23 protein-coding genes and 1 tRNA gene are annotated in these 24209 nt (G+C 64.4%); 7 read left to right on the top strand and 17 right to left on the bottom strand.

What is annotated here, in order from left to right; genetic code table 11:
* The first annotated feature begins 48 nt into the window (after nt 1–48).
* On the top strand, nt 49–870 hold the full coding sequence (locus JQ616_RS07315) for a helix-turn-helix domain-containing protein (RefSeq protein WP_212013368.1): 822 nt from the start codon (nt 49–51) through the stop codon (nt 868–870).
* Here the strand turns inward: JQ616_RS07315 and JQ616_RS07310 are convergent.
* The 12 genes from JQ616_RS07310 to rpoZ form a co-directional block, all read right to left on the bottom strand.
* Nucleotides 861–1664: an N-acyl homoserine lactonase family protein gene (locus JQ616_RS07310; RefSeq protein WP_212014725.1), complete on the bottom strand. Its 804-nt coding sequence runs from the start codon at nt 1662–1664 to the stop codon at nt 861–863. The genes JQ616_RS07315 and JQ616_RS07310 overlap by 10 nt on opposite strands.
* 150 nt (nt 1665–1814) lie before the next feature.
* The gene (locus JQ616_RS07305; RefSeq protein WP_212013366.1) at nt 1815–2801 is read right to left on the bottom strand and encodes a cation diffusion facilitator family transporter; all 987 of its coding nucleotides are present in this window, start codon (nt 2799–2801) and stop codon (nt 1815–1817) included.
* Between the two features lie 134 nt (nt 2802–2935).
* On the bottom strand, nt 2936–5191 hold the full coding sequence (gene parC, locus JQ616_RS07300) for a DNA topoisomerase IV subunit A (protein ID WP_212013364.1): 2256 nt from the start codon (nt 5189–5191) through the stop codon (nt 2936–2938).
* Nucleotides 5192–5263: 72 nt separating this feature from the next.
* Nucleotides 5264–6013 (bottom strand): DNA repair protein RecO, encoded by a 750-nt coding sequence (recO, locus tag JQ616_RS07295; protein ID WP_212013362.1) that lies wholly within the window; start codon nt 6011–6013, stop codon nt 5264–5266.
* 118 nt (nt 6014–6131) lie between these two features.
* Nucleotides 6132–6512, bottom strand: a complete 381-nt coding sequence (locus tag JQ616_RS07290; RefSeq protein WP_212014724.1) for a hypothetical protein — start codon at nt 6510–6512, stop codon at nt 6132–6134.
* 33 nt (nt 6513–6545) lie between these two features.
* Nucleotides 6546–7469, bottom strand: coding sequence for a GTPase Era (gene era / locus JQ616_RS07285; protein WP_212013360.1), 924 nt, complete (start codon nt 7467–7469; stop codon nt 6546–6548).
* Entirely contained in the window at nt 7462–8283 is an 822-nt protein-coding gene (rnc, locus tag JQ616_RS07280; protein ID WP_212013358.1) for a ribonuclease III, read from the bottom strand. Before rnc ends, era begins: the two co-directional genes overlap by 8 nt.
* Nucleotides 8280–9041, bottom strand: coding sequence for a signal peptidase I (lepB, locus tag JQ616_RS07275; protein ID WP_212013356.1), 762 nt, complete (start codon nt 9039–9041; stop codon nt 8280–8282). Before lepB ends, rnc begins: the two co-directional genes overlap by 4 nt.
* Nucleotides 9042–9325: 284 nt before the next feature.
* Nucleotides 9326–9742 (bottom strand): holo-ACP synthase, encoded by a 417-nt coding sequence (gene acpS, locus JQ616_RS07270; RefSeq protein WP_021078359.1) that lies wholly within the window; start codon nt 9740–9742, stop codon nt 9326–9328.
* The gene (locus tag JQ616_RS07265) at nt 9739–10500 is read right to left on the bottom strand and encodes a pyridoxine 5'-phosphate synthase (RefSeq protein ID WP_212014723.1); all 762 of its coding nucleotides are present in this window, start codon (nt 10498–10500) and stop codon (nt 9739–9741) included. The genes acpS and JQ616_RS07265 overlap by 4 nt, the downstream gene beginning before the upstream one ends.
* A 113-nt stretch (nt 10501–10613) precedes the next feature.
* On the bottom strand, nt 10614–12905 hold the full coding sequence (locus tag JQ616_RS07260; protein ID WP_212013354.1) for a RelA/SpoT family protein: 2292 nt from the start codon (nt 12903–12905) through the stop codon (nt 10614–10616).
* 217 nt (nt 12906–13122) lie between these two features.
* On the bottom strand, nt 13123–13515 hold the full coding sequence (rpoZ, locus tag JQ616_RS07255; RefSeq protein WP_016844003.1) for a DNA-directed RNA polymerase subunit omega: 393 nt from the start codon (nt 13513–13515) through the stop codon (nt 13123–13125).
* A 360-nt stretch (nt 13516–13875) separates the two neighbouring features.
* Between rpoZ and JQ616_RS07250 the strand changes: the two genes are divergently transcribed.
* Both JQ616_RS07250 and JQ616_RS07245 read left to right on the top strand, forming a co-directional pair.
* On the top strand, nt 13876–14517 hold the full coding sequence (locus JQ616_RS07250; protein WP_050422617.1) for an NYN domain-containing protein: 642 nt from the start codon (nt 13876–13878) through the stop codon (nt 14515–14517).
* Nucleotides 14498–15157: a uracil-DNA glycosylase gene (locus JQ616_RS07245; protein WP_212013352.1), complete on the top strand. Its 660-nt coding sequence runs from the start codon at nt 14498–14500 to the stop codon at nt 15155–15157. Before JQ616_RS07250 ends, JQ616_RS07245 begins: the two co-directional genes overlap by 20 nt.
* Nucleotides 15158–15373: 216 nt before the next feature.
* On the opposite strand, the gene JQ616_RS07240 is transcribed toward JQ616_RS07245, so the two are convergent.
* The 4 genes from JQ616_RS07240 to dapA all read right to left on the bottom strand — a co-directional run bounded on the left by JQ616_RS07240 (nt 15374) and on the right by dapA (nt 17836).
* The gene (locus JQ616_RS07240) at nt 15374–15955 is read right to left on the bottom strand and encodes a peroxiredoxin (protein WP_212013350.1); all 582 of its coding nucleotides are present in this window, start codon (nt 15953–15955) and stop codon (nt 15374–15376) included.
* A gap of 39 nt (nt 15956–15994) precedes the next feature.
* Nucleotides 15995–16468 carry an SsrA-binding protein SmpB gene (gene smpB, locus JQ616_RS07235; RefSeq protein ID WP_212013348.1) on the bottom strand — a complete coding sequence of 158 codons (474 nt, stop codon included), beginning with the start codon at nt 16466–16468 and terminating at the stop codon, nt 15995–15997.
* Nucleotide 16469: 1 nt separating this feature from the next.
* Nucleotides 16470–16883, bottom strand: coding sequence for a large conductance mechanosensitive channel protein MscL (gene mscL / locus JQ616_RS07230; protein ID WP_212014722.1), 414 nt, complete (start codon nt 16881–16883; stop codon nt 16470–16472).
* A 62-nt stretch (nt 16884–16945) separates the two neighbouring features.
* Entirely contained in the window at nt 16946–17836 is an 891-nt protein-coding gene (gene dapA / locus JQ616_RS07225) for a 4-hydroxy-tetrahydrodipicolinate synthase (RefSeq protein ID WP_212013346.1), read from the bottom strand.
* Between the two features lie 306 nt (nt 17837–18142).
* Between dapA and JQ616_RS07220 the strand changes: the two genes are divergently transcribed.
* Together JQ616_RS07220 and JQ616_RS07215 are read left to right on the top strand one after the other, a co-directional pair.
* Complete coding sequence (locus JQ616_RS07220; protein WP_349629969.1) at nt 18143–20686, top strand: transglycosylase SLT domain-containing protein; 2544 nt, start codon at nt 18143–18145, stop codon at nt 20684–20686.
* 249 nt (nt 20687–20935) lie between these two features.
* Nucleotides 20936–21028 (top strand) — tRNA-Ser (locus JQ616_RS07215).
* Nucleotides 21029–21150: 122 nt separating this feature from the next.
* Here JQ616_RS07215 and JQ616_RS07210 read toward each other — a convergent pair.
* Nucleotides 21151–21639 carry an Lrp/AsnC family transcriptional regulator gene (locus JQ616_RS07210; protein WP_212013345.1) on the bottom strand — a complete coding sequence of 163 codons (489 nt, stop codon included), beginning with the start codon at nt 21637–21639 and terminating at the stop codon, nt 21151–21153.
* 92 nt (nt 21640–21731) lie between these two features.
* Between JQ616_RS07210 and JQ616_RS07205 the strand changes: the two genes are divergently transcribed.
* Nucleotides 21732–22700 (top strand): DMT family transporter, encoded by a 969-nt coding sequence (locus JQ616_RS07205; RefSeq protein WP_212013344.1) that lies wholly within the window; start codon nt 21732–21734, stop codon nt 22698–22700.
* 827 nt (nt 22701–23527) lie between these two features.
* Nucleotides 23528–24208 (top strand): hypothetical protein, encoded by a 681-nt coding sequence (locus JQ616_RS07200; protein ID WP_212013343.1) that lies wholly within the window; start codon nt 23528–23530, stop codon nt 24206–24208.
* The last annotated feature ends 1 nt before the right edge of the window (nt 24209 follow it).

The raw sequence follows: 24209 nt of genomic DNA, 5'->3' as shown, positions 1-24209 counted from the left end.
GGCATCTTGCCCGGCGAGATCATTCCGGCAACTACCTGACAGGTACTCATGTCGCAGCAGCGCGATTTTGCAGCCAGCCTGCGTTGGTGGCGGCAGCGCAAGGGCCACTCGCAACTCGAGCTCGCCGGGCGTGCGGATATCTCACAGCGCCATCTGAGCTTCCTCGAGCTCGGCCGCGCGGCACCGAGCCGCGACATGGTGATCCGGCTTGCGACAGCGCTCGACGTGCCGTTGCGGCAGCAGAACGCGCTCTTGGTCGCGGCCGGCTTCGCGCCGGTATGGCGGCATACCGACCTTGCCGCGCCGGAGCTCGCCCAGATCCGTTACGCGCTGGATTTCATATTGGCGCAGCAGGAGCCTTATCCGGCGGTCGTGGTCGACCGGCACTGGAATCTGCTGCTCGCCAATGCAGGCGCCGGACAGCTGGTAGAATTCCTGGTCGGGCCGCTGCCTCCCGGCACGGCGGTCAACCTCGCCGACGCGCTGGTCGCGCCCGACGTGTTGCGGCCCTATCTCACCAACTGGAGCGAAGTCGCCGGCTACTTCGTCCGCAGCGTCGAGGCCGATGCCGCCAGCGACGGCACCACCGCAACGGCCGACTTGCTCAAGCGCCTGCTGGCCTATGACGGTGTCGAGGCGGCGTTGGCCGCGCCGCCTGCGGGGCCGACATCCGGGCCGGTGCTGCCGATGCTGTTCCGCAAGGGCGACGTCCGCCTCAAGCTGTTCACCACGATCGCGACGCTGGGCACGCCGCAGGACGTCACGTTGCAGGAGCTGCGCATCGAGAGCTTCTTTCCGATGGACGATCAGACCGCGCAGATGTTTCGAGACTGGTCGAAGGCGCGCGGTCCCGAAGCGGCTCAGTCATAGAACTCCGGCGACAGCTTCAGCCCGTCGCGCTGCGCCTTGTCGTGGTTGATCCAGAGCTGCGCCTTCTCTTTCGTCAGCGTGTCGGCGATCTTCTGCATCGAGGCCAGGGTCTGCTCCTTGCTGGCGTTCATGCTCGGCACCCGCCGATTGTCCCAATTATCCCTGAAGTGAACGGCATCGCCGGTCAGCACGACCGCGCCGGTGTGCGGCAGCTTCACCAACAGCGACTGGTGGCCGGGCGTGTGGCCCGGCGTCGACAGGATGGTCACGCTGCCGTCACCGAACACGTCGCGGTCACCGTCGAGCTTGGTGACGGGATGCTCGGGCTTGAAGCGCGGTGCGTTGTTGGCGCCCGGCCAATCATACTCCGCCTTCTGCACGTACAGCATCGCGGCCGGAAACATCTCGACATTGCCGATATGATCGGGATGGGTGTGCGAGACCGCCATGGCCTTGATGTCCGATGGCTTCACCCCGAGCTGGTCAAGCTGCGCGGCGAGCGTCTTCGGCCGCCGCCAGGTGATCGCCTTGGGATCGGCGGGCGCAAGGCCGTTCGGCATCGCCGCGACCGCGTCGGGAATGCCGGTGTCCCACAGGAACCAGCCCTGCGCGTGCTTGATCAGGTAGCAATTGTCGACGAAGTTCATCGACTTGCCTTCGTTCACGCCGGGCGACCAGCGTGAAATGTCGCCCGCAACGCCTTCACCGCAGTTGAGGATGTAGAGCCGCTCGACGCCGGATTTCGCCGGTTGGGCGTCGGCGCGGGACATCGCGGCCACCGCCCAGATCAACATCGCAAGACCGATTGCCTTCTTCACGTCGCCCTCCGCTGATCGCGCTGGTTGCTTCTACCCGCGGCCGCAATGTGCCGCCTCGTCGGCGGCCGTGGAAGACGCGGAGACGGTTCGATCGATCAATTGAATGCGAGTGGATGGTGACGGCGGCTAGACCATTTCCGCCGGCGCCAGCCGGCAGGTCTCGCTGCTGATCTCGACCTGCAGCGTCGCGTGGTGAATGCTGAACCGCTCCGAGAGCTCCGCGCAGACGCGATGCAGGAAGATGTCGTCGTGTCCGCCGGGCCGCACCAGATGTGCGGTCAGCGCGGTCTCGCTGGTGCTCATCGCCCAGATGTGCAGGTCGTGCACCTCGGTGACGCCCTCGAGCGCGGCGAGATACTCCCTCACCTGCTTGAGGTCGATGCCCCTCGGCACCGCGTCGAGCGCGAGGTTGACGCTGTCGCGGGCAAGCTCCCAGCCGCTCAGCAGCACGACCGCGGCAATCACCAGGCTGATCGCCGGATCGAGCCACTGCCAGCCGGTTGCCATGATCAAGAGCGCCGCGACCACGACGCCGAACGAGACGCCGGCGTCCGCCGCCATGTGCAGATAGGCGCCGCGGACGTTGAGGTCGCTGTCACGGCCGCGCATGAACAGCAGCGCAGTGCCGCCATTGATCAGGATGCCGAGCGCTGCGACCCAGACCACGGTCCAGCTCGCGACCTCCGCCGGCTCGCGGAAACGGTTGATCGCCTCGACCGCGATGCCGCCGACCGCGATCAGCAGCAGCCCGGCATTGAACAGCGCCGCCAGGATCGAGGCGCGGCGGTAGCCATAGGTGTGGGTGTCGGTCGGGCGCCGGCCGGCGAGCCACGCCCCGGCCCAAGCCAACAGCAGCGCAATGACATCGGAGAGATTGTGGACGGCGTCGGAGACCAGCGCCAGGGAGTTGGCGGAATAGCCGAAGATCAGCTCCGCGATGACGAAGACGGTGTTGAGCGACGCACCGATCGCAAAGGCCGTGCCGAAACTTGCGGGCGCGTGGCTGTGCCCGGCATGGGAATGCCCAGCGTGGGAATGGCCGGCGTGGGAGTGTCCGGCGTGCGAATGGCCGTGGGAATGACCGCTGTGGTCGTGACTGTGATTGTGCGCCATGGCAACCGTCGCCCGAGATCGTTGGCGACGGTTATAGCGCGGTGAAATGTGGATACTATCACACCGCGTTTGTCGAAGGCGCCGCGATACGAACGGCGGGTTACGGCTTTCGCCGAACCCGCCCTGCGGATCAACTACTCCACGCCGCGATTGAACTTGTTCGACTTCGGCAGGCCATGGGCGAGCCGGCCGGCGTCGGCGCGGCTGCCGCGCCAGTCGGCCAGTTCCTTCATGGTCATGCTGTGCTCGCGGCCGGCGGAATCCTTCCAGGTCAGGCCGGCCTTGGCGTCGAACACCGCGACGTCGGACAGCTCCGAGCTGGTGTATTTCTGCAGCCGAACGCCGCGGCCGCGCGCCATCTCCGGCACCTGGTCGAGACCGAACAGCACCATCTTGTGGTTGGTGCCGATCACCGCGACCATATCGCCCATCACGGTCGTGATCGCGCGGGCCTCGTTCGGCATCTCGACATTGAGCACCTGCTTGCCCTTGCGGGTGTTGCCGACGCAGTCCTCTTCCTTGACGACGAAGCCCTGGCCCTCGCTGCTCGCGATCAGGAACTTGCGCTCGCCCTTGTTGACGAACAGCGAGATGATCGCGGCGTCCTGCTCGAGGTCGATGAACATGCGGATCGGCTCGCCATGGCCGCGGCCGCCCGGCAGCTTTGCCACATCGAGCGAGTAGAACTTGCCGTTGGTGGCGAACAGCAGCAGCTTCGAGGTGGTCTCGGCGAAGAACGAGTGCTCGAGCTTGTCGTCGGTCTTGAAGGCGAGCCCCGACAGATCCTCGACATGGCCCTTCAGCGTCCGTACCCAGCCCTTCTCGGAGATCACGACGGTGCACGGCTCGCGCTCGACGAGGGCTTCCTCGATCGCGGCGAGATCGTGCTCGGGCGCATCGGCGAAGGTGGTACGGCGCTTGCCGAGCGGCGTCTTGGGCCCGAAGATGTCGCGCACCTTGCGGACCTGATCACCGACCTTGGCCCATTGCTCAGTCTCGGAGCCGAGCAGGCCTTCGATCCCCTTCAGCTCCTTGCGGAGATCCTTGTCCTCGGTTCGGATCTCCATCTCTTCCAGGCGGCGCAAATTGCGCAGCCGCATGTTGAGGATGGCCTCAGCCTGGATCTCGGTGAGCTTGAAGGTCTTGATCAGCACCGGCTTCGGCTCGTCCTCGGTGCGGATGATCTTGATCACCTTGTCGAGGTTCAGATAGGCGACGAGGTGGCCGCCCAGCACTTCGAGGCGGTGCTCGATCTGGCCCTTGCGGAAGTTGGAGCGGCGGACCAGCACGTCGCGCAGATGGTCGAGCCATTCGCGCAGGCACTCGGCCAGGCCGACCACCTTCGGGATGCGGCCCTTGATCAGCACGTTGAGGTTCAGCGAGATCTTGCTTTCCAGCTCGGTCAGCCGGAACAGCGACTCCATCATCAGCGCCGGATCGACGGTGCGCGACTTCGGTTCGATGACCAGCCGCACGTCCTCGGCGGATTCGTCACGGACGTCGGCCACCAGCGGCAGCTTCTTCTCGTTGATCAGCTCGGCGATCTTCTCGACGATCCGCGACTTCTGCACCAGCCACGGAATCTCGGTGACGACCACCACCCAGGTGCCGCGCGCGCCCTCCTCCTGGGTCCAGCGCGAGCGGGTGCGGAACGAGCCGCGGCCGGTGGTGTAGGCCTCGATGATCGATTCCTTGGAATCGACCACGATGCCGCCGGTCGGGAAGTCCGGGCCCTTGACCCATTTCAGCAGCGCCTTCGACTTGGCGTCGGGCTTCTCGATCAGATGCAGCGCGGCGTCGCAGAGCTCGGCGGCGTTGTGCGGCGGGATCGAGGTCGCCATGCCGACCGCGATGCCCTGCGCGCCGTTGGCGAGCAGATTCGGGAAGCCGCCCGGCAGCACCACCGGCTCTTTGGTCTGGCCGTCGTAGTTGAGGCGGAATTCGACGCCGTCCTCGTCGATGCCGTCGAGCAACAGCCGCGCGACCTCGGTCATGCGCGCTTCGGTGTAGCGGTAGGCGGCCGGATTATCGCCGTCGATATTGCCGAAATTGCCCTGGCCGTCGACCAGCGGATAGCGCGAGGAGAAATCCTGCGCCAGGCGCACCATGGCGTCATAGATCGCCTGGTCGCCATGCGGATGGAACGAGCCCATCACGTCGCCGACGATCTTGGCCGACTTCTTGAATGCGGCGCGCGGGTCGAGCCCGAGCAGGTCCATGCCGTAGAGGATGCGCCGGTGCACCGGCTTCAACCCGTCGCGGGCGTCCGGCAGCGCGCGATGCATGATGGTCGAGAGCGCATAGGCGAGATAGCGCTCCTCGAGCGCATCACGCAGCGGCACCTCGTGAATTTCGGCCGGCTTTTCCGGCGGCATCTGACGTTTTCCCATGGGGAGGCGTTAAACCTTGGCGGTGAATCGGGCAAGCCGCGAATCAGCGGGAATTTAGGGCCCGAATCGGCCTTACGGAACCGCCGTTCGGCTCCGCCGCCTGGTGACAGCGTTGATAAATCCGTCACGGGCGTCGGAATGGCCCTGCCCACGCGGCTCGAGCACATGGCGGAGCAGGAACAGGCCGGTGATCTGGAAGCCGTCGAGCAGGTCCTGCTCGGACCAGCTGTTGGCGCCGCCCTCGCCTTCCCGCAGGAATGCCGGCAGCGGCAATAGCCGGTCGCGCCACGGCTCGCCGGCTGAGCGGGACACCGCACCGCCGGATTTCGGCGACACATAGATCAGGTCGGTGGTCTCCCCGGTGGCCGCGCAATTGTCCAGGTCGAGCCCGAAGCCGAGCTCGGTCAGCATCGCGAGCTCGAACCGGATCAGATGCACGGCGGCCACGCCAGTGTCGTCGAAATCGTCGAGCGTCCCCTGCAGCATTTCGTAGATATCTTCGTGCGGATCGCGCTCCGGCAGCAGCCGGGCCAGTGCCGCCAGATGCGTGATGCCATAGACCGCGTGCGACGAGGCCAGCAGCGTCGCCGCCCGCAGCCGCGTGCCCTCCAGCGCGTACATGCCGAGATGCTCGTCGAGCCGCGCCCGCCATACCGCGGTGACGCTGTTGCCGGGTTGCAGCAGCGGCCGCATCCGCGAGCTGGCGCCGCCGCGCACCAAGCCGAGATGGCGGCCGTGCTCGCGGGTCAACAGCTCGACGATGGCGGAGGATTCGCCATGCCGCCGCACGCCCAGCACGATGCCTTCGTCGGTCCATTCCATGGTGTTGAGCGTATCATGTAGGGTGGGCAAAGCGTAGCGTGCCCACCACCACGCACCGGAAACTTGATGGTGGGCACGGCGCAAGAGCGCCTTTGCCCACCCTACGCGCTAACCTGCCCTACGCGTTGAACCAGCCCTGCGCGTCGCCGGTGAAGGAATAATACAACCCCGCCGAGGTCAGAATGCAGGACACGATCTCGATGGCGCTGTCGATCTCCAGGCCCTTGTCGCCGATCACCTGCACCAGCGAGATCGCCGACAGCACCAGCATCGCGGCCAGCGCCCAGCGCGGCCAGTTCTTGCGGTGTCGCGCGGCGAGCCGGACGAAATACATCAGGAGCAGGATCATGCAGCCGGCCGTCAGCGTCTCGCCCATGATCATCTGATCGGTTCTGACATCGGTCGGCGTGCGGTCCTGGAATGCCACCGACAACGCGTCGAGCGTCAGCGACAGATAGAGCAGCACTTCAAACCACAGCACGTTCCTGGGCACGTTCATCGCTTTGGGCACGTCCATTAACAAATGCCGGCTCTATTCCTTGGGGAAGTCCAGTCCCATTTCCTTGTAGCGATCGGGATCGTCGCCCCAGTTCTCACGCACCTTGACGAACAGGAACAGATGCACCGGCACGCCCATGATCTCGGCGATCTCGGCGCGGGCCTGCGCGCCGATCGACTTGATGGTGGCGCCGCCCTTGCCGAGCACGATCTTGCGCTGGCTCTCGCGCTCGACAAAGATCGTCTGCTCGATACGGATCGACTTGTCCTTGCGGTCGGTCCAGCTGTCGGTCTCGACCGTCGACTGGTACGGCAATTCCTGATGCAGATGGCTGTAGATCTTCTCGCGGGTGATCTCGGCCGCCAGATGCCGCATCGGCGCATCCGACATCTGGTCCTCGGGATAGTGAAACGGCCCCGCCGGCACCATCTTGGCCAACGTCTGGCGCAGATCGGCAACGCCGTCGCCCGACAGCGCCGAGATCATGAAGGTGTGCTCGAAGCGCATCCGCTCATTGGCGGCCTGCGCCAGCGCCAGGAGCTTCTCGCGCTGCACGAGATCGACCTTGTTGAGCACCAGGATCTTCGGATGCGCGACGCTCTCGAGCTTGGCCAGGATCGCGTCGGCCTCCTCGTCGATGCCCGACTTGGCATCGAGCAGCACGCAGACGAGATCGGCGTCGTGGGCGCCGCTCCAGGCGGTCGACACCATGGCGCGGTCGAGCCGGCGCCGCGGCGCGAAGATGCCGGGCGTGTCGACCAGGATGATCTGCGCGTTGCCCTCGATCACGATACCGCGGATCAGCGCGCGGGTGGTCTGCACCTTGCGTGAGACGATGGTGACCTTGGAGCCAACCAGCGCGTTGACCAGCGTCGACTTGCCGACATTGGGCGCACCGATCAGCGCGACGAAGCCACAGCGCGTCGCGTCCCCCTGTGCCTTGGCTTCGTCAGTCATTGGTGCCGACGCCTTCGCGTTCGATCATCGCGGATGCTGCTGCTTTCTCGGCCGCGCGCTTGTTGCCGCCGAGGCCCTCGGCGGAAGCCAGGCCCGGCAGGTCGACCGCGACGCGGAATTGTGGATCATGGTGCGGGCCGGTGCGTTCGACCTCGCGATAGACCGGCGTCGGCAATCCCTTGCCCTGCGCCCATTCCTGCAACACGGTCTTGGGATCGCGCAGCGGCCGGCGCAGCTTGTGCATCCGTTCGGTCCAGTTGCGCTCGACGAACTGGCGCGCGGCCTCGTAGCCGCCGTCGAGGAAGATCGCCCCGATCACCGCTTCGCAGATATCGCCGAGCACGGACTTGCGCAGCCGCGCGCTCTCGACCGCCTTCACCATGCCGAGCTTGATGTCCTCAAACAGTCCGAGCGACTTGGCGACGTCGGCGCAGCTCTCCTTGCGCACGAGGTCGGCGAGCCGCTTCGACAACTCGCCCTCGTCGGCCTTCGGGAACGCCCGGAACAGCATGTCGGAGACGATCAGCCCGAGCACGTGGTCGCCGAGGAATTCCAGCCGCTGGTAGCTGTCGGCGCGGTTGCGGGTGGCGGGCTTCAGCGCCGAGACATGGGTGAATGCGGTGGTCAGCAGCGCGGGATCCGTGAAAGTGTAGCCGATGCGCGCCTCGGTGCCCGCGATCGCGGCCTTGGCCTCGGCGGCCTTGACCGCCTTGCTGCGCCGCTTCTTCGGCGCGGCTGTGCTGTCGGCGGCAGGCGTCTGGCTCGGCTCACCGGGCGGCGCTTGGTCGTTGATGGCTGCGGTATCGTCGTTCATCGCACGATGGAGAATAGGCGATTCCACCGCACCGCGAACGGCCAGCGCCAGATCATCCAGGCCTGCTCACCCTCGGCGATCGAGAAGAAGATCATCTGGGCGCGCCCAATGATGTTCTCGAACGGCACGTAGCCGACCTGCGACAGGAAGCGGCTGTCGGTGGAATTGTCGCGGTTGTCGCCCATCATGAAGTAATGCCCGGGCGGAACGGTGTAGACGATGGTGTTGTCCATATAGCTGTTGTCTTGGCAGTCGAGCGACTCATAACTGACGCCGTTCGGCAGCGTCTCCTTCCAGCGCTTGACGTGGGTGGTGGCATCCCCCGAGCCGCAGGGATCCTCACCGACGAAATCGCTCAGCCGCTCCCGCTTGATCGGCTCGTCGTTGATGTAGAGCAGCCCGTTCTTGACCTCGATGCGATCGCCCGGCAGGCCGATGACGCGCTTGATGTAGTCGGTGGAGTCATCGCGCGGCAGGCGGAACACCACGATATCGCCGCGGTTCGGCTCCGAGCCGAAGATGCGGCCCGAGAAGATGTTCGGCGAGAACGGGATCGAATAGTGGCTATAGCCGTAGGAATATTTCGAGACGAACAGATAGTCGCCGACCAGCAGCGTCGCCTTCATCGACCCCGAGGGGATGTTGAACGGCTGGAACAGGAAGGTGCGGATGACGAGCGCGATCAGAAGGGCGTGGATGACGACGCGGATGGTTTCGCCCAAGCCGCTTTCAGATTTGGTCCCGGTGGTCACGCTCATTGCTTTCCCAATTCCCGTGGGCCCTGATGTCCACGCGGTGGCAGAACGTTCTCTTCGCGCGAAGCGCTCGGCCCTCGCGTGAGGAAAATGGCCTTGATTCTGATCTTGAGGGCAAATTCCGGTCTAAACCCGGAATCCGCGTCTCGCTCGATATACCCTGCGGCGTTTTAGACGGTTGTTCGCAGGGGCGCAATCAATCGCCACCTCAAAACTTCGCAATTCATTGAAATATCAATGATTTTTTAGTTTGCTGAAGTTTTCCGGCAAATTCCGGCGCCGCCGGCTCATCTGGCCGGGGCAACCGCCGAAATTATGACGAAGGCCTGCGCCAGCGGCCAATCGTCCGTGATCGAAAGGTCAATCTGCGCCTGCATGCCCTCGGGCGTCAGTTCCTGCAGCCGGGCCAGTGCCCCGCCGGTCAGCCGCATCGACGGCCGCCCGCCCGGCAGGTTCACCACCCCCATGTCCTTCCACCACACCCCGCGCCGGATACCGGTGCCGAGCGCCTTGGAGCAGGCCTCCTTGGCGGCGAAGCGCTTGGCGTAGGTCGCGACCACCATCTTCTCGTTGTTGGCGCGGCGCATCGCCTTGGCGCGCTCGGCGTCGGTGAAGATGCGATCAAGGAAGCGCTCACCATGGCGCTCGATCACCTTCGCGACCCGGGTGATGTCGATCAGGTCAGAGCCGATGCCGATGATCATGCGCCGACCTTGGCGCGGCCGCGGTCCATCGCCGCGCGCATCTCACGCACCGTCTCCGCGATGCCGACGAACAGCGCCTCGCCCATCATGAAATAGCCGATGTTCAGCTCGCGGATTTCGGGCAGCGCGGAGATCGTCTCCGCGGTCTCGTAGTCGAGCCCGTGCCCGGCATGGACCTCGAGCCCGGCCGCCTGCGCGAGCCTTGCGCCGGTCACGATCCGCGTCCACTCGGCCTCCGCCTTGTCCTTGTGGCCGTCGACCACCGCGTCGCACCAGCCGCCGGTGTGGATCTCGATGACAGGCGCCTTCAGCTTCGCGGCCATCTCGATCTGCCTGGGATCGGCGGCAATGAACAGCGAGACCCGGATGCCGGCATCATTGAGCCGTGCGATGAACGGCGCCAGCGCGTTGTGCTGGCCGACCACGTCGAGGCCGCCTTCGGTGGTGAGTTCCTGTCGCCGTTCGGGCACCAGGCAAACCGCGTGCGGCTTGGTGGCCAGCGAAATCCGCATCATGTCGTCGGTCGCGGCCATCTCGAAATTCAGCGGCTTGGAGATCTCGGCCTTGAGCCGCGCCATGTCCTCGTCGCGGATGTGGCGGCGATCCTCGCGCAGATGCGCGGTGATGCCGTCGGCACCGGCCGCGATCGCGGCAAGCGCCAGCCGCACCGGATCGGGCCGCGCCCCGCCCCGCGCGTTGCGCAGGGTCGCGACGTGGTCGACATTGATACCAAGACGGAGCGGAGGAGCCTTCGACATCTTCTGACCTGCAAAGCTTGTCATGCGCGGGCTCGACCCGCGCATCCATCTTCTAGCGAAGATGGGTTGTTGGGAAGGTGGGTTGCCGGGTCAAGCCCGGCAACGACGACAAATCACCCATTGACGCGCTCGACCTTTGCAACGACGGCCTTGGCGCGCAACTGCGCGATGATAGCGAGCAGATGCTTGAGGTCATAGACCTCAAGATCGATGGTCAGCTCCGTGAAGTCAGGCGATTGGCGCGACATGTGGATGTTGTCGATATTGCCGTCGTGCTCGGCGATCACGGTCGCGATCTGGGCGAGGCTGCCGGGCTCGTTGACATTGTGGATCAGGATGCGCGCCGGGAAGCGCTGCGGCATGGTCTCGTCGATGTCCCAGCGGACGTCGAGCCAGCGCTCCGGCTCCTCCTCGAAATCCTTCAGCGCCGGCGACTGGATCGGGTAGATCGTGATCCCCTCGCCCGGCGTGACGATGCCGACGATCCGGTCGCCCGGCACGGCGCCGCCGTTCGGCGCGAACTTCACCGGCAGGTCGGAATTGATGCCGCGCACCGGGATCACCGAGGTGGCGCGCGCCGGATGCGGCGGGTTCTGCGTCTTCAGCTTGGCGGCGAGCCCCTTCTTGGCGCCGTAGCGCACCAGCCGCTCTTCCTTGTAGTCGGGATACATCGCGCGCGCGACGTCGGACGCCTTGATCTCGCCGCGACCGACCGAGGCCATCACCTCCTCGATCGAGGTGCGCGCGAGCCGCGGCAATGCGCCCTTCAGCTTGTCGTCGGCATATTCGATCTTGGCGCGGGCAAACAGGCGGTCGACGATGCGGCGGCCGAGGCCCGCATACTGGTCGCGCACCGCATCGCGGGTAGCGCGGCGGATCGCGGCGCGCGCCTTGCCGGTGCGGGCGAGCGCTTCCCAGGCCGACGGCGGCGCCGACTGCGCCTTCGAGGTCAAGACCTCGACCTCGTCGCCGTTCTGCAGCTCGGAGGACAGCGGCGCGAACTTGCCGTTGATCTTGCAGCCGACCGCGCTGTTGCCGACGCCGGTGTGCACCGCATAGGCGAAGTCGATCACGTTGGCGTTGCGAGGCAGCGCGATCAGCTTGCCCTTCGGGGTGAAGCAGAACACCTGGTCGTGGAACAGCTCGAGCTTGGTGTGCTCGAGGAACTCTTCCGGATTGGAGCTCTCCGAGAGGATGCCGATGGTGTGGCGCAGCCAGGCGAAGGCGTTGGACTCATGCTTCAGCCGCTCGTGCGGCGAGCCCGCCCCTTCCTTGTAGAAGGCATGCGCGGCGATACCGAACTCGGCGATCTGGTTCATCTCCTCGGTGCGGATCTGCAATTCGACGCGCTGCTTGCCGGGCCCGATCACGGTGGTGTGGATCGACCGATAGTCGTTCTGCTTCGGGGTCGAGATGTAGTCCTTGAAGCGGCCCGGTACCACCGGCCAGGTGGTGTGCACGATGCCGAGCGCGCGGTAGCAGGCGCCGACATCGTCGAGGATGACGCGGAAGCCATAGATGTCGGACAGCTGCTCGAAGCCGACCGATTTGCGCTCCATCTTGGTCCAGATCGAAAACGGCTGCTTGCGGCGGCCGAACACCCGCGCGGTGATGCCGTTCTTCTGTAGGTTCTTGGAGAGCTGGGTCTCGATCTCGCCGATCAGGTTGCGGTTGCGCTCGGCCAGGGAATCGAGCCGCTGCTGAACCACCGCATAGGCCTCGGGATCGAGCACGAAGAACGACAGGTCCTCGAGTTCCTCGCGCATCTCCTGCATACCCATGCGTCCGGCCAGCGGCGCATAGATATCCAGCGTCTCATCGGCGATGCGGCGGCGCGAGGCCGGCGGCATGAACTCCATGGTCCGCATGTTGTGCAGGCGGTCGGCGAGCTTGATCAGCAGCACGCGGACGTCGTCGGCAATCGCCAGCAGCAGCTTGCGCAGATTCTCGGCCTGCTTGGCCTCACGCGACACCAGTTCCAGCCGCTTCAGCTTGGTGAGGCCTTCGACCAGCGCGCCGATCTCGTGGCCGAACACATGGTCGATCTCGGCCCGCGTCGCCTCGGTGTCCTCGATCGTGTCGTGCAGCAGCGCGGCCACGATGGTGGCGTCGTCGAGCTTGAGGTTGGTGAGGATCGCGGCGACTTCGAGCGGATGCGAGAAATAGGGATCGCCGGAGGCACGCGTCTGGGTGCCGTGTGCCTTCATCGCGTAGACATAGGCGCGGTTCAGCAGGTCTTCGTTGGTGTCGGGGTTATAGGAACGGACGCGCTCGACGAGGTCATATTGCCGCATCATGCGCGTCCGCGGCTTGGCCGGCCTCTCCGCCGCGGACGACGCCGGCGCCACCGCGACCGTTTCGGTTGCAGCCTGCATCTGGATGGAACTGCGGCGTCGATACGCCATGTACTCGCTGCCTCTCGCGCGGGACCGGATGTCCCTTCTTCCTCAATCTAGTGCGCTTTTGAATGAAGCTGCACCCCGTGCGGGCCCTGGAACCATTCAAATTCCCGCGCCCGCATAGGACGCACCGTAACAGCGAAATTGTCAACAAAAGCAAAGGCCCGGAGCAATGTCCGGGCCTTTTTCAAATCCATTCCAAACGAAGAGCTGAACGACGCGCTTACTCGTCTTCCTCGGGCTGCTCTTCCGGGGGCGCGAGGCCCTCGAGGCCCTTCAGCAGCTCTTCCTCGGTCATCCGCTCGACCGCGACCTCGGTGTCGTCGGCATCGACGCTGGCACCGGCGGAACCGATCAGCGGCACGGTGTCCGGCTCGGGCTCGTCGACCTCGACGAACTTCTGCAAGGAGTGCACGAGTTCCTCTTTCAGGTCTTCCGGCGAGATCGTCGAATCGGCAATCTCCCGCAGCGAAACGACCGGGTTCTTGTCGTTGTCGCGGTCAACCGTGAGTTGCGATCCCGACGAGATCATACGAGCGCGGTGCGCAGCCAACAGGACGAGGTCGAAACGATTGTCGACCTTATCAATGCAATCTTCGACGGTGACGCGAGCCATCTCGAGGCGCTCCGTGGTAAAAGGGACCGAACATGTAGGTTATGAGGGTTAGTTATAGGGCTAGCCTCAGTTTCGCAAGGTAAAATTTGTGATTTGCCTTCCCAACAGGCTCTGATAACCCGGTCTGCCGGGGCCAGAAGGGCCGGAGCGTCTGACGACATGGCTTGGTTGCTGTCCCGGACAAGTAAATCTCTCGATTGCAATGTCAAAGGTCTAGGCTTTTTGCCCTCGCCTCACCATAATTGCGGTGGTGACTGTCGTGGGGAAAGATTCACTGAACTTTAGGCAGCAACGCCGGAAATTGCGCGCGGTTGATCACCGCCGCGCTAAGAACACTAACAACCACGCGAGAACACTTTGATGTCGTCACCTGTTTCCAACAAGATCGCGCTCTTCATCGACGGAGCGAATCTTTACGCAACCGCAAAGACGCTCGGCTTCGACATCGACTACAAGCGCCTCCTGAAGGAATTCCAGAGTCGCGGCACGCTGCTTCGCGCGTTCTACTACACGGCGATCATCGAGGATCAGGAGTACTCCTCGATCCGTCCGCTGATCGATTGGCTCGACTACAACGGCTACACCGTCGTCACCAAGGCGACCAAGGAATTCATCGACGCCAGCGGCCGCCGCAAGGTGAAGGGCAACATGGACATCGAGCTTGCCGTCGATGCCATGGAACTCGCCGAGCACATCGACCAGATGATCCTGTTCTCGGGCGACGGCGACTTCCGCTCGCTGGTCGAGGCCGTGCAGCGCCGCGGTGTTCGCGTCACCGTCATCTCCACGATCGCCAGCCAGCCGCCGATGATCGCCGACGAGTTGCGCCGCCAGGCCGACGTCTTCACCGATCTCGTCGAGCTGCAATCCAAGCTTGGCCGCGATCCGTCCGAACGTCCGGCCCCGCGCGAACCCCGCGAACCGCGTCACCATTCCCCGCAATTCCTGCAGCGCGCGACCACCATGGCCCCACGGGGAGCCGATGACGATTTCGACGAGTAATCTCGTCACTGCTGCGACGCGTCCCGACAGCAACTGTCAGCTCTGTCCCAGGCTGGCCGACTTCCGCGAAGAAGCCCGCGCCCGCAATCCGGCCTGGTTCAACTCGCCGGTGGAATCGTTCGGCGATCCGAATGCGCGGCTGCTGATCGTCGGGCTCGCGCCCGGCATGCAGGGCGCCAACCGCACCGGCCGTCCTTTCACCGGCGATTACGCCGGTGACCTGCTCTACGCGACCTTGCTTGAATACGGCTTCGCCAGCGGCGTCTATCAGGCGCGCCCGGACGATGGCATGAAGCTGGTCGACGCGCGGATCAGCAACGCGGTGCGCTGCGTGCCGCCGCAGAACAAGCCGCTGCCGGCCGAGATCAACACCTGCCGGCAATTCCTCCGCGCCACCATCGCGACGATGCCGAAGCTGCGCGCGATCGTGCTGCTCGGCCGAATCGCGCACGAATCAACATTGCGGGCGTTGGACATTCGCCTGGCCGCGGCGCCCTTTGTGCACGGTGCAGTGCATAGCGCGGCCAAATTCAAGCTCTACGACAGCTACCACTGCTCGCGCTACAACACGAACACCGGCGTGCTGACGACCGACATGTTCCGCAAGGTGTTCGCGACCGTGCGCAAGGAGCTCGGCTAGCGCGCTCTCGCGGTATCCACTTTGCGAACCGCTATCCGAAGCCCGCAAATGCCGCGGCAAACGCGCATCACTTCGGAATAATAGAAGAATATCCCTGAGTTGCCCGACGAGTCAAGTTCCCGGTCGAACGCCGGCCGCCGCCGGCTACTTTGCATGGGGTTGTTTTTCGATATTTTGGCAGCGCGCCCTGCGACGGTCCCAAAACTTCGTATCGCTCTAATCCTTCCGCGGATTGGCCTTCAGCCATTCCAGCACGTCGCCCGCGTTCCGGTCGGGCGGAAACACCGGATAGAACACGCAGCTGATGCGCGCATCGTCAATGACCAGGGCGAGCCGCTTGATCAGGGTCAGGCCCGCCACCGCCATCGTCGGCAATCTCAGCGTGTGCGTCAGTTCCAGCGCTTCGTCCGACAGCACCGGGAACGGCAGGTGCAAGCGCGAGGCCATCTCGGTCTGGTAGGCATTGCTTTGCGTCGACAGTCCGAACACCTGCGCGGCGCCGGCCGCCTTGAGCTCGGCGAACAGGTCGCGGAACGCGCAGGTCTGTGGCGTACAGCCGCGTGCGCCCGGGATCATGTCCCAATCATCGACCAGCCCGATCTTGCCGGGCTCGCCGGTTCGCGGATAGGCGAACACCACGGTGCGGCCCTCGAGCGCCGATAACGTCACCGAAGTGTCGTTGGTGGCCCGCAAGGTCACCGGCGGGATCGTCATGCCGACAAGATGCGCCGCGCCGCCATCGTCGGTCGGCGGGGGAATCTTGCTCCAATCGACGTCGGTCAAGCTGCCCTGGCTCATCGGCCCATCTCCATCCGTCGTCTTCGCGATAACGGCGCGCTACCCCCGCGCCCGCATCAGGCGGCCCTTCTCGCGGCTCCAGTCGCGCTTCTTCTCGCTCTCGCGCTTGTCGTGCAGCTTCTTGCCCTTGGCGACCGCGAGCAGCAGTTTGGCACGGCCGCGCTCGTTGAAGTACAGCTTGAGCGGAATGAGCGTCATGCCCTCGCGGTCGACCGCGCCGAGCAGCTTGTTGATCTGCTTGCGGTGCAGCAGCAGCTTCCGTGGGCGCTTCGGCTCGTGGTTGAAGCGGTTGGCCTGCAGATATTCCGGGATATTGGCGTTGATCAGCCAGATCTCGCCGTCCTTGGAATCCGCATAGGATTCCGCGATCGTGCTCTTGCCGCTGCGGATTGATTTCACCTCGGTGCCGGTCAGCGAAATGCCGGCCTCGATGGTGTCCTCGATGGCGTAGTTGAAGCGGGCCTTTCGGTTTTCGGCGACAACCTTGATCGGGCGTTCGTTCTTCTCGGCCACTTTAGCTCTTCTTGAGGAGGTCGCGGATTTCCGTCAGCAGCACGGCTTCAGCGGACGGCTTCGGCGGCTCGGCGGGCGCAGCCGCCTCCTTGCGCTTGAGCTGGTTCATGGTGCGAATGACCATGAACAGCACGAATGCGACGATGACGAAATTCACGATCAGTGTGATGAAACTGCCGTAAGCCAGCACGGCACCCTGCTTCTTCGCGTCGGCCAGATTGGTGGCGACCACGTTCTTGGAGAGCGGGACGAAATAGTTGGAGAAGTCGAGGCCGCCCAGCATGCCGACAATCGGCATGATGATGTCGTTGACCAATGACGTGACGATGCCACCGAAGGCCGCACCGATGATGACGCCGACGGCGAGGTCGACGACATTGCCCTTCATGGCGAAATCGCGGAATTCCTTCAGCATCCCCATCCCCTTCTGTTCGACATTGCGCACGGCATTGTTCACGGTGGTACGGTCGTCTCGGTTCAGTTGATCAGGCCGGCATGCACCATGGCGCTGCGGACCGCCTGGCGGGTGGATTCGGTGACCGGCACCATCGGCAGACGCAGCTTCTCGTCGAGCTTGCCGAGCAGCGACATCGCATACTTCACCGGCGCCGGATTGCTCTCGATGAAGAGGTTGGTGTGCAGCGGCATCAGCTTGTCGTGGATCTTGAGCGCGGTGGTGACGTCGCCCTTCTGCCAGGCGGTCTGGAATTCCGAGCACAGCCGCGGCGCGACGTTCGAGGTCACCGAGATGCAGCCATGGCCGCCATGCGCCATGTAACCGATGATGGTGGCGTCCTCGCCGGACAGCTGGTTGAAGTCCTCGCCCATCGCGGCGCGCTGCTGCGAGACCCGCACCATGCTGGCGGTCGCGTCCTTGACGCCGGCGATGTTCTTCAGCTCGAACAGCCGCTTCATGGTGTCGACCGACATGTCGATCACCGAGCGCGGCGGGATGTTGTAGATGATGATCGGAATGCCGATCGCATCGTTGATCGCCTTGAAGTGCTGATACATGCCTTCCTGGGTCGGCTTGTTGTAGTACGGCGTCACCACCAGCACGGCGTTGGCGCCGGCCTTCTCGGCATGCTCGGCGAGTTCGATCGCCTCCTTGGTCGAATTGGAGCCGGCGCCGGCGATCACGGGCACCCGGCCCTTGGCCTCCTCGATGCACCACTCGACCACCCGCTTGTGCTCGTCATGGCTCAGCGTCGGACTCTCACCTGTGGTCCCGACCGGCACCAGGCCGTGGGTGCCCTCGGCGATCTGCCAGTTCACCAGGCCGCGGAACGCCGCCTCATCCACGCCGCCGTTTTTGAAGGGCGTCACCAAGGCAGTGAATGATCCCCGGAATTTTGTCTTGGCTGCCATGGACTTCCTCCAAACGCTTCAGGCTAAAGGCTAGGTCGACGGACCTTTGTTGTTGTCGTGCTTCACGTCCGTGCAACCGGCACCCGGTTGATGCGAAACGCCATGAAAGGCAATTAATATCGGGTCTGGCCGACAGGCGAAAGGGCCGCACCGTACCTATTCCCAGCCGGTTCCAGCCGCGATTTCGCCGTTGTGCTGGCGCAAACAGCCGCACCGGCAGGCTTCTTAGTATTTTGTCTACGTTTTCAATCAAATAAGAACCCATGGCCCAGACGATCAGATGATTCGGGGCCGCAGAGGACTTCTGTGATCCGTTCCGCCCGCGCAGGCACATTGCGATCGACGGCGCTGGCGACGAGCCTGGCGCTCGTCGTCGGCCTTGCCGCCATCACGGCCAGTGCATGGGCCGCCGAAGACACACCAGCTGCCAAGGCGGCTGCCCAGGACACCGCTGCCAAATCCGGTGCTGCGAAGCCGGCCGCGTCGAAGACTGCGGCTCCCAAGACGGCTGCGACCAAGACGGCAGCTCCCAAGAGCACCGCTGCCAAGACCTCAACGGCGAAGACGTCGGATTCCAAGCCGGCCGCGACCAAGAACAGCGAAGCCAAGAGTGGCGCGACCAAGAGCGGCGAAACCAAACACAGCGCCGCCAAGACCGACGCCGCGAAGGCTGACGCTGCAAAGACGACCGCGTCCAAGTCCGGTACGGCCAAGACGGACGGAGCCAAGGCCACTCCCAAGACCGAGGCGCACAAGACAACGGCTCCGAAATCCACCGAATCCAGGAGCACCGCGTCCACGACATCGAAGCACGCCTCGCCGGCCGCAACGGGAACTGTCTCGACCAGGTCGGTGCTCGCACCCGCACTGGTTCCAGCGACCCGGCAGCATGCCGCGCCGATCGCGCGCAAGCCGGTGCTGCCTGCGGCCATCGCAGCGACATCGTCGACGTCTCAGTCGGACAAGGAAGCGCTCGCGAGCGTCGTCGAGCTGTTGCGCAAGCGCAAGCCGTCGGACGCCACCGAGGCCGAGGCCTCGATCTCCGATCCGGTCGCGCGCAAGCTCGCCGAATGGCTGATCCTGCGCAGCGAGGACAATGGCGCCTCGGTCGAACGTTACCGCGCCTTCCTCGACGCCAATCCGAGCTGGCCGTCGCAGACCTTCCTGCGCCGCCGCATCGAGGCCTCGCTGTGGGACGACCGTCGCGACGACTCCACGGTCTGGGGCTGGTTCCAGAATGAATCGCCGGTCTCGGCCAAAGGCCGACTCGCGCTCGCCAAGGTGATGCTCGGGCGCGGCGACCGCGGCAATGCCGAACGCCTGGTGCGCGAGGCCTGGCGCAACGATCCGATGAGCGAGGACACCGAATCCGCCGCGCTAGATATGTTCGGCTCGTTCCTGACCGCCGGCGATCACAAGGCGCGCATGGACACCATGCTCTACGGCACCGACAACGAGGCCGCCGGCATCCGTGCGGCTAGGCGCCTCGGCTCCGGCTACCTGGCGCTGGCAAAAGCGCGGATCGCGGCCAACCGCAAGGGTTCGAACCTGCGCGCGCTGCTCGAAGAGGTGCCGCGCGACCTGACCGGCGACACCGGCTATCTGTTCGCCAAGATCCAGCTGCTGCGCCGCGAGGAGAAGTTCTCCGAGGCCGCGCAGCTGATGCTGAGCGCGCCGAAGGACGCCGCGCGCCTCTACAATGTCGACGAATGGTGGGTCGAGCGTCGGCTGTTGGCGCGCAAGATGATCGACGTCAACGAGTTTCGCACCGCCTATCTGATCGCGCGCGACGCGGCGCTGCCGGCGCGTGACATCTACAAGACCGAGCAGGAATTCACCTCGGGCTGGATCGCGCTGCGCTTCCTCAACGATCCCGCCCTTGCCGCCCAGCATTTCGCGCGGATCGGCGTCGGGAGCGCCAACCCAACCGCGCTGGCGCGTGCCGGCTATTGGCAGGGCCGTGCCGCGGAGGCCGCCGGCCGCGGCCAGGAGGCGCGCGCGGCCTACGCACGCGCGGCCGAGCAATCCACCAGCTATTACGGCCAGCTTGCGCGCGCAAAGCTTGGCCTGCCGCAGATCGAATTGAACAGCGCGCCACGCGGCCGCGGCGCCGACCGGCTGGAGATCGTGCGTGCGGTCGCCCTGCTCTATGAGATCGACGCGCGCGAACTTGCGATCCCGATCTTCGGCGACATGGGCGACAATGGCGATCCGGAAGCGCTGGCCGGCCTCGGCGAGCTGACCGCGCGCCATGGCGATGCCCGCGGCATGCTGCTGATGGGCAAGGCCGCGCTCAACCGCGGCCTGCCGTTCGACCACTACGCCTATCCGGTCAACGGGATTCCCTCGTTCCGCCAGGTCGGGCCGGAGGTCGAGCAGAGCGTGGTCTACGCGATCGCGCGGCAGGAGAGCGCGTTCAATCCGGCCGTGGTCTCGCCGGCCCAGGCCTACGGCCTGATGCAGGTGACGCCGGACGCCGGACGCTACGTCGCCAAGCGCGCCGGCATCGGTTTCGACCTCAACCGGATGAAGACCGACCCGGTCTACAACGCGACGCTCGGCGCGGCCGAGCTCGGAGGCCTGCTCGAGGACTATCGCGGCTCCTACATCCTGACCTTCGCCGCCTACAATGCCGGCCGCGGCAGCGTGCGGAAGTGGATCGAGCGCTATGGCGACCCGCGCGACCCCAAGGTCGACGCAGTCGACTGGGTCGAGCTGATTCCGTTCTCGGAGACGCGAAACTACGTCCAGCGGATCATGGAGAACCTGCAGGTCTATCGCGCCCGGTTCGGCGGCGGCACCCGATTGCAGATCGAGGCCGACCTCCACCGCGGCACCGGCGTGGAATGAGCCGCTTCGGCCGGTTTTCAACAGACTTGCGTCCGGCCGCTTCCGGCTTCAACCAGCTTGCGTCTAAGCCATTGTTACAACTTACATTTTTATCCGGCCTTCGGGCCCGTGCCACCAAATAGATGCGCGATATAAAGGCTCAGTGCCCGCCCGCGGGCCGCCGGCGACCGAGTTGCCGCTAAATCACCTTGTCGCAATCTGAATCTGCCGCTTGCGGCTCAGCGCCCACTCGGGCATATCGGCCCCATTGGAGAGGTGGCCGAGTGGCTGAAGGCAACGCTTTGCTAAAGCGTCATACGGTCTCAAGCTGTATCGAGGGTTCGAATCCCTCCCTCTCCGCCATCACACCAATGTACCGATGGCTGCGATCACGGCATCGTTGCCGCAGCTACCCCCGCCTTTGCGTCTGCTGAAGCCGATCCCGGATAAGGCTGCGCAAACGCTTCGATAGCCGCCTGGCGATTTCAGGGAATCACGATCTCGGCGCCAACCTTCACACGGTCGAGCGCGATGAGACTGCGGAAGCTCGCCACCGCCTCGTTCTGCGCGAACAATCGCCGCGTTGTCGCTTCATAGGCGGCCATGTCCGGTGAGACGATCACCAGCATGAAGCTGATGCCGCCGGTGACGTAGTAGCACTGCTGAACCTCAGGCGCGTCGCGGAACAGAGATTTGGCCATGTCGACGGTATGCAGTCGCTCATCGGTCAGGCGCACCTCAACGATAGCGGTAATCGCCATCTGAACCGTCTTGGTGTCGACGATCGCGACGTTCCGCTCGATCACGCCGGCTGCCTCCATCGCCGCGATGCGCCGTTGCACGGCGGCAGCCGATAGATTCACCGCCTCAGCGATCGAGCGCTGCGGCGTCTTGTTGTCACGCTGGATGATGCGGAGGATCGCACGGTCGAAGCTGTCCAGTGTGCGCCCTGCCGCTGAAGATGCTCGGCTCATGGGCGAGTATTTGTTGCATTTTACCCCCGAAGCAAGAGCGCATTGCTCGTCGATGCGATGCTATTCCCCGCTCGTTCGCAACGAGGACTTGCATGAGCATCGCCATCGCCGGCTCGCCCGGCACCGATCGGACCTGGGTGGGCCTGGCCTGCGGCTTGGGCGCCGGAGCCCTCTGGGGGCTCGTCTTCCTCGCGCCGGAGCTCGTGCGGACGTTCACCCCGCTCCAGCTCGCGATCGGCCGTTACGCAAGCTATGGCATCATCTCGGCCGTTCTCATCATTCCGCGCTGGCGCACACTGATCGACAGACTGACGCGGCACGACTGGCTGTCGCTCACCTGGCTCGCGTTCGCCGGCAACACGCTCTACTTTGTCTTGCTGTCGACTGCGGTGCAGGCTGGCGGGATCGCCATGACCTCACTCGTGATCGGCTTCCTGCCCGTCGCGGTGACGATCATCGGCAGTCGCGACCGCGATGCCATTCCCCTGCAACGCCTCCTCCCCTCGTTGCTGCTCTGCGCGGCGGGCGCAATTTGCATCGGGTGGCAGGCCGTAGCGATGCCCATTTCAGGATCCGCTGCCACGCAGATGGTGGGCTTGATCTGCGCGATCGGCGCGCTCGTATCGTGGACAGCCTATGCGGTCGGCAACAGCCGCTGCCTTGTTCGTCTCGACCATCTGTCTGCGCATGACTGGAATCTGCTCACCGGCATCGTGACCGGCGCGCAGGCTATCGCGCTGGTTCCGGTCTCGGTGCTGGCCGAGCCTATCCATCACGATGCCGGAGCATGGCTTCAACTCGGTGGCGTGTCGCTGGGCGTGGCGATCCTCGCCTCCGTCATCGGCAATGCGCTGTGGAATCGAATGAGTCGGCTGCTGCCGCTGACCATGGTCGGCCAGATGATCCTGTTCGAAACCCTGTTCGCGCTCCTCTACGGCTTCGTGTGGGAGCAACGCCTGCCAACTGTGCTGGAGATTGCCGCCTTCGGCCTGGTCGTCGCCAGCGTCCTGTCCTGCATCGCCGCGCACCGCCGGCACCCGGTCACCGCGCTCGCCGCATGACGGCAATTCTGGGAGGAGCGCCATACTGCCGATCCTTACCTGCTGCCGCGGTTCAAGCCCCCGCCTGCCCTGAACCGGCAGTCACCTCCACGTGAACGAAACATCATTTCCACTGCCACGAAGCGAGCCCGCAACAAACCGCGACCAGCATCCCCCTATTGTTTTCATTCACCTGAATATTTTCCGGAGTAGAGCCATGCAGCAAGACAGTGGCGTTCAATTCCAGGATCTCGACCAGGTTTTGCACAATGCCCAGCTTCGTCGCTCCGCCGACCTGGGCCCCTGGCTACGGCAGTGCTTCTCGTCCAAAGCAACCAGGTTCGTCTTCGCAACGTCGCTGGCTTGCATGGTTGTCATGCTGGCGATCGTTGCTGCCCCGCGGCCTGTCTCGAGCGCTGCGCTTGGCAGCCAATGGCAATGCAGCAAGGCGGCGTTCGTTTTAACGACCTGTCGCCAAGCGGGCCCTGCGCACTCATAGCGAGCAGCCGTTCCTCGAAGACACGGTAAAGGGAGCAAAGGTGAGCTGATCCAACTGCTCGAAAGGGATCGAACGGCCGCGACCTCGCTTGGCCGGTGAAACCATTTGTCGGGCGACGTCGTAGCTGGAGCGCCGGCCGCTTTCTTCCATTTTGGTGCTACGGGCCGGCTGGGGCCGTTCGGTCTTTCCCAGTCACGAACGGCCCCACTTTTGCGCCCATCCATGCTGCGTGTCAGCTTCCCCTCGGCCGGATTATTTGGCATCAAATCATCATGCACGATCCGCCGGCTGGTCGGGATCGGGCTGAACGCGAAGACATAGAAAGAATTTGGACATAAGAAGAATTGAAATGAACGGCCCAAGCCGCGGCCTCAGGATAGCGATCTGCTTCGCGCTGGCTGTCGTTCTGCCGGCTGCGCAGACACCGCCGACGGCGCACGCGCGGGACACGTGGCGTGTGGTCGACAGGGAATGTCGCGATGTCTTGCCGCCGCAGGCCAAGATACGGGCATGCCTGAACCTGTTGAGCGATCGACGGCTCTCGACAGCCTATCTTGCGCCGATCAACAGCGAAATATCGAACACGTTCCAAAGCTTGCGAGACTACGCCAACGCCATAAAATACAAGAAGATCGAAATTGAACGCGCGAACGTTGCGGTGACGCAACCATCTCCGTCGCGCGAAGTACTGCCTGCGAGTCTTGGCGCGATGTCTCTCCGTTACACGGAGCTCGGGACACTGCAGTCACTCAATCGCCTCGCCAACTTCAACAGCCAGTCGGATGAAGCACGCCGAGGTGCCACTGAGGAGCAAAACAACTACAATCTGGCGCTGTCATACAACCCGATGAACTACAGGGCCTATCGATACCGGGCCGACATTCACAGCCTGTTCTGCGACAGCGCGTCCGCCGTCCAGGACATGGAGGCCGCAATCAGGTTTGCCGAACAAACCGGAGATCAGGATGCCGCGCGCGACTACAAGCGCGCCACGCTCAGCGCCTGCATTCCGGCGTGGCGCCGAGACTAGT

Origin of the sequence: Bradyrhizobium tropiciagri (assembly GCF_018130545.1) — a bacterium.
Lineage (GTDB): Bacteria > Pseudomonadota > Alphaproteobacteria > Rhizobiales > Xanthobacteraceae > Bradyrhizobium > Bradyrhizobium tropiciagri_A.
The sequence above is the reverse complement of the archived record's forward strand: the minus strand, read 5'-3'. Positions and strand labels throughout refer to the sequence as shown.

Coding starts and splice junctions, on each gene's coding strand:
- JQ616_RS07315 (WP_212013368.1), top strand. CDS start 49: ATGTCGCAGCAGCGCGATTTTGCAGCCAGCCTGCGTTGGTGGCGGCAG.
- JQ616_RS07310 (WP_212014725.1), bottom strand. CDS start 1,664: ATGTTGATCTGGGCGGTGGCCGCGATGTCCCGCGCCGACGCCCAACCG.
- JQ616_RS07305 (WP_212013366.1), bottom strand. CDS start 2,801: ATGGCGCACAATCACAGTCACGACCACAGCGGTCATTCCCACGGCCAT.
- parC (WP_212013364.1), bottom strand. CDS start 5,191: ATGGGAAAACGTCAGATGCCGCCGGAAAAGCCGGCCGAAATTCACGAG.
- recO (WP_212013362.1), bottom strand. CDS start 6,013: ATGGAATGGACCGACGAAGGCATCGTGCTGGGCGTGCGGCGGCATGGC.
- JQ616_RS07290 (WP_212014724.1), bottom strand. CDS start 6,512: ATGAACGTGCCCAGGAACGTGCTGTGGTTTGAAGTGCTGCTCTATCTG.
- era (WP_212013360.1), bottom strand. CDS start 7,469: ATGACTGACGAAGCCAAGGCACAGGGGGACGCGACGCGCTGTGGCTTC.
- rnc (WP_212013358.1), bottom strand. CDS start 8,283: ATGAACGACGATACCGCAGCCATCAACGACCAAGCGCCGCCCGGTGAG.
- lepB (WP_212013356.1), bottom strand. CDS start 9,041: ATGAGCGTGACCACCGGGACCAAATCTGAAAGCGGCTTGGGCGAAACC.
- acpS (WP_021078359.1), bottom strand. CDS start 9,742: ATGATCATCGGCATCGGCTCTGACCTGATCGACATCACCCGGGTCGCG.
- JQ616_RS07265 (WP_212014723.1), bottom strand. CDS start 10,500: ATGTCGAAGGCTCCTCCGCTCCGTCTTGGTATCAATGTCGACCACGTC.
- JQ616_RS07260 (WP_212013354.1), bottom strand. CDS start 12,905: ATGGCGTATCGACGCCGCAGTTCCATCCAGATGCAGGCTGCAACCGAA.
- rpoZ (WP_016844003.1), bottom strand. CDS start 13,515: ATGGCTCGCGTCACCGTCGAAGATTGCATTGATAAGGTCGACAATCGT.
- JQ616_RS07250 (WP_050422617.1), top strand. CDS start 13,876: ATGTCGTCACCTGTTTCCAACAAGATCGCGCTCTTCATCGACGGAGCG.
- JQ616_RS07245 (WP_212013352.1), top strand. CDS start 14,498: ATGACGATTTCGACGAGTAATCTCGTCACTGCTGCGACGCGTCCCGAC.
- JQ616_RS07240 (WP_212013350.1), bottom strand. CDS start 15,955: ATGAGCCAGGGCAGCTTGACCGACGTCGATTGGAGCAAGATTCCCCCG.
- mscL (WP_212014722.1), bottom strand. CDS start 16,883: ATGCTGAAGGAATTCCGCGATTTCGCCATGAAGGGCAATGTCGTCGAC.
- dapA (WP_212013346.1), bottom strand. CDS start 17,836: ATGGCAGCCAAGACAAAATTCCGGGGATCATTCACTGCCTTGGTGACG.
- JQ616_RS07210 (WP_212013345.1), bottom strand. CDS start 21,639: ATGAGCCGAGCATCTTCAGCGGCAGGGCGCACACTGGACAGCTTCGAC.
- JQ616_RS07205 (WP_212013344.1), top strand. CDS start 21,732: ATGAGCATCGCCATCGCCGGCTCGCCCGGCACCGATCGGACCTGGGTG.
- JQ616_RS07200 (WP_212013343.1), top strand. CDS start 23,528: ATGAACGGCCCAAGCCGCGGCCTCAGGATAGCGATCTGCTTCGCGCTG.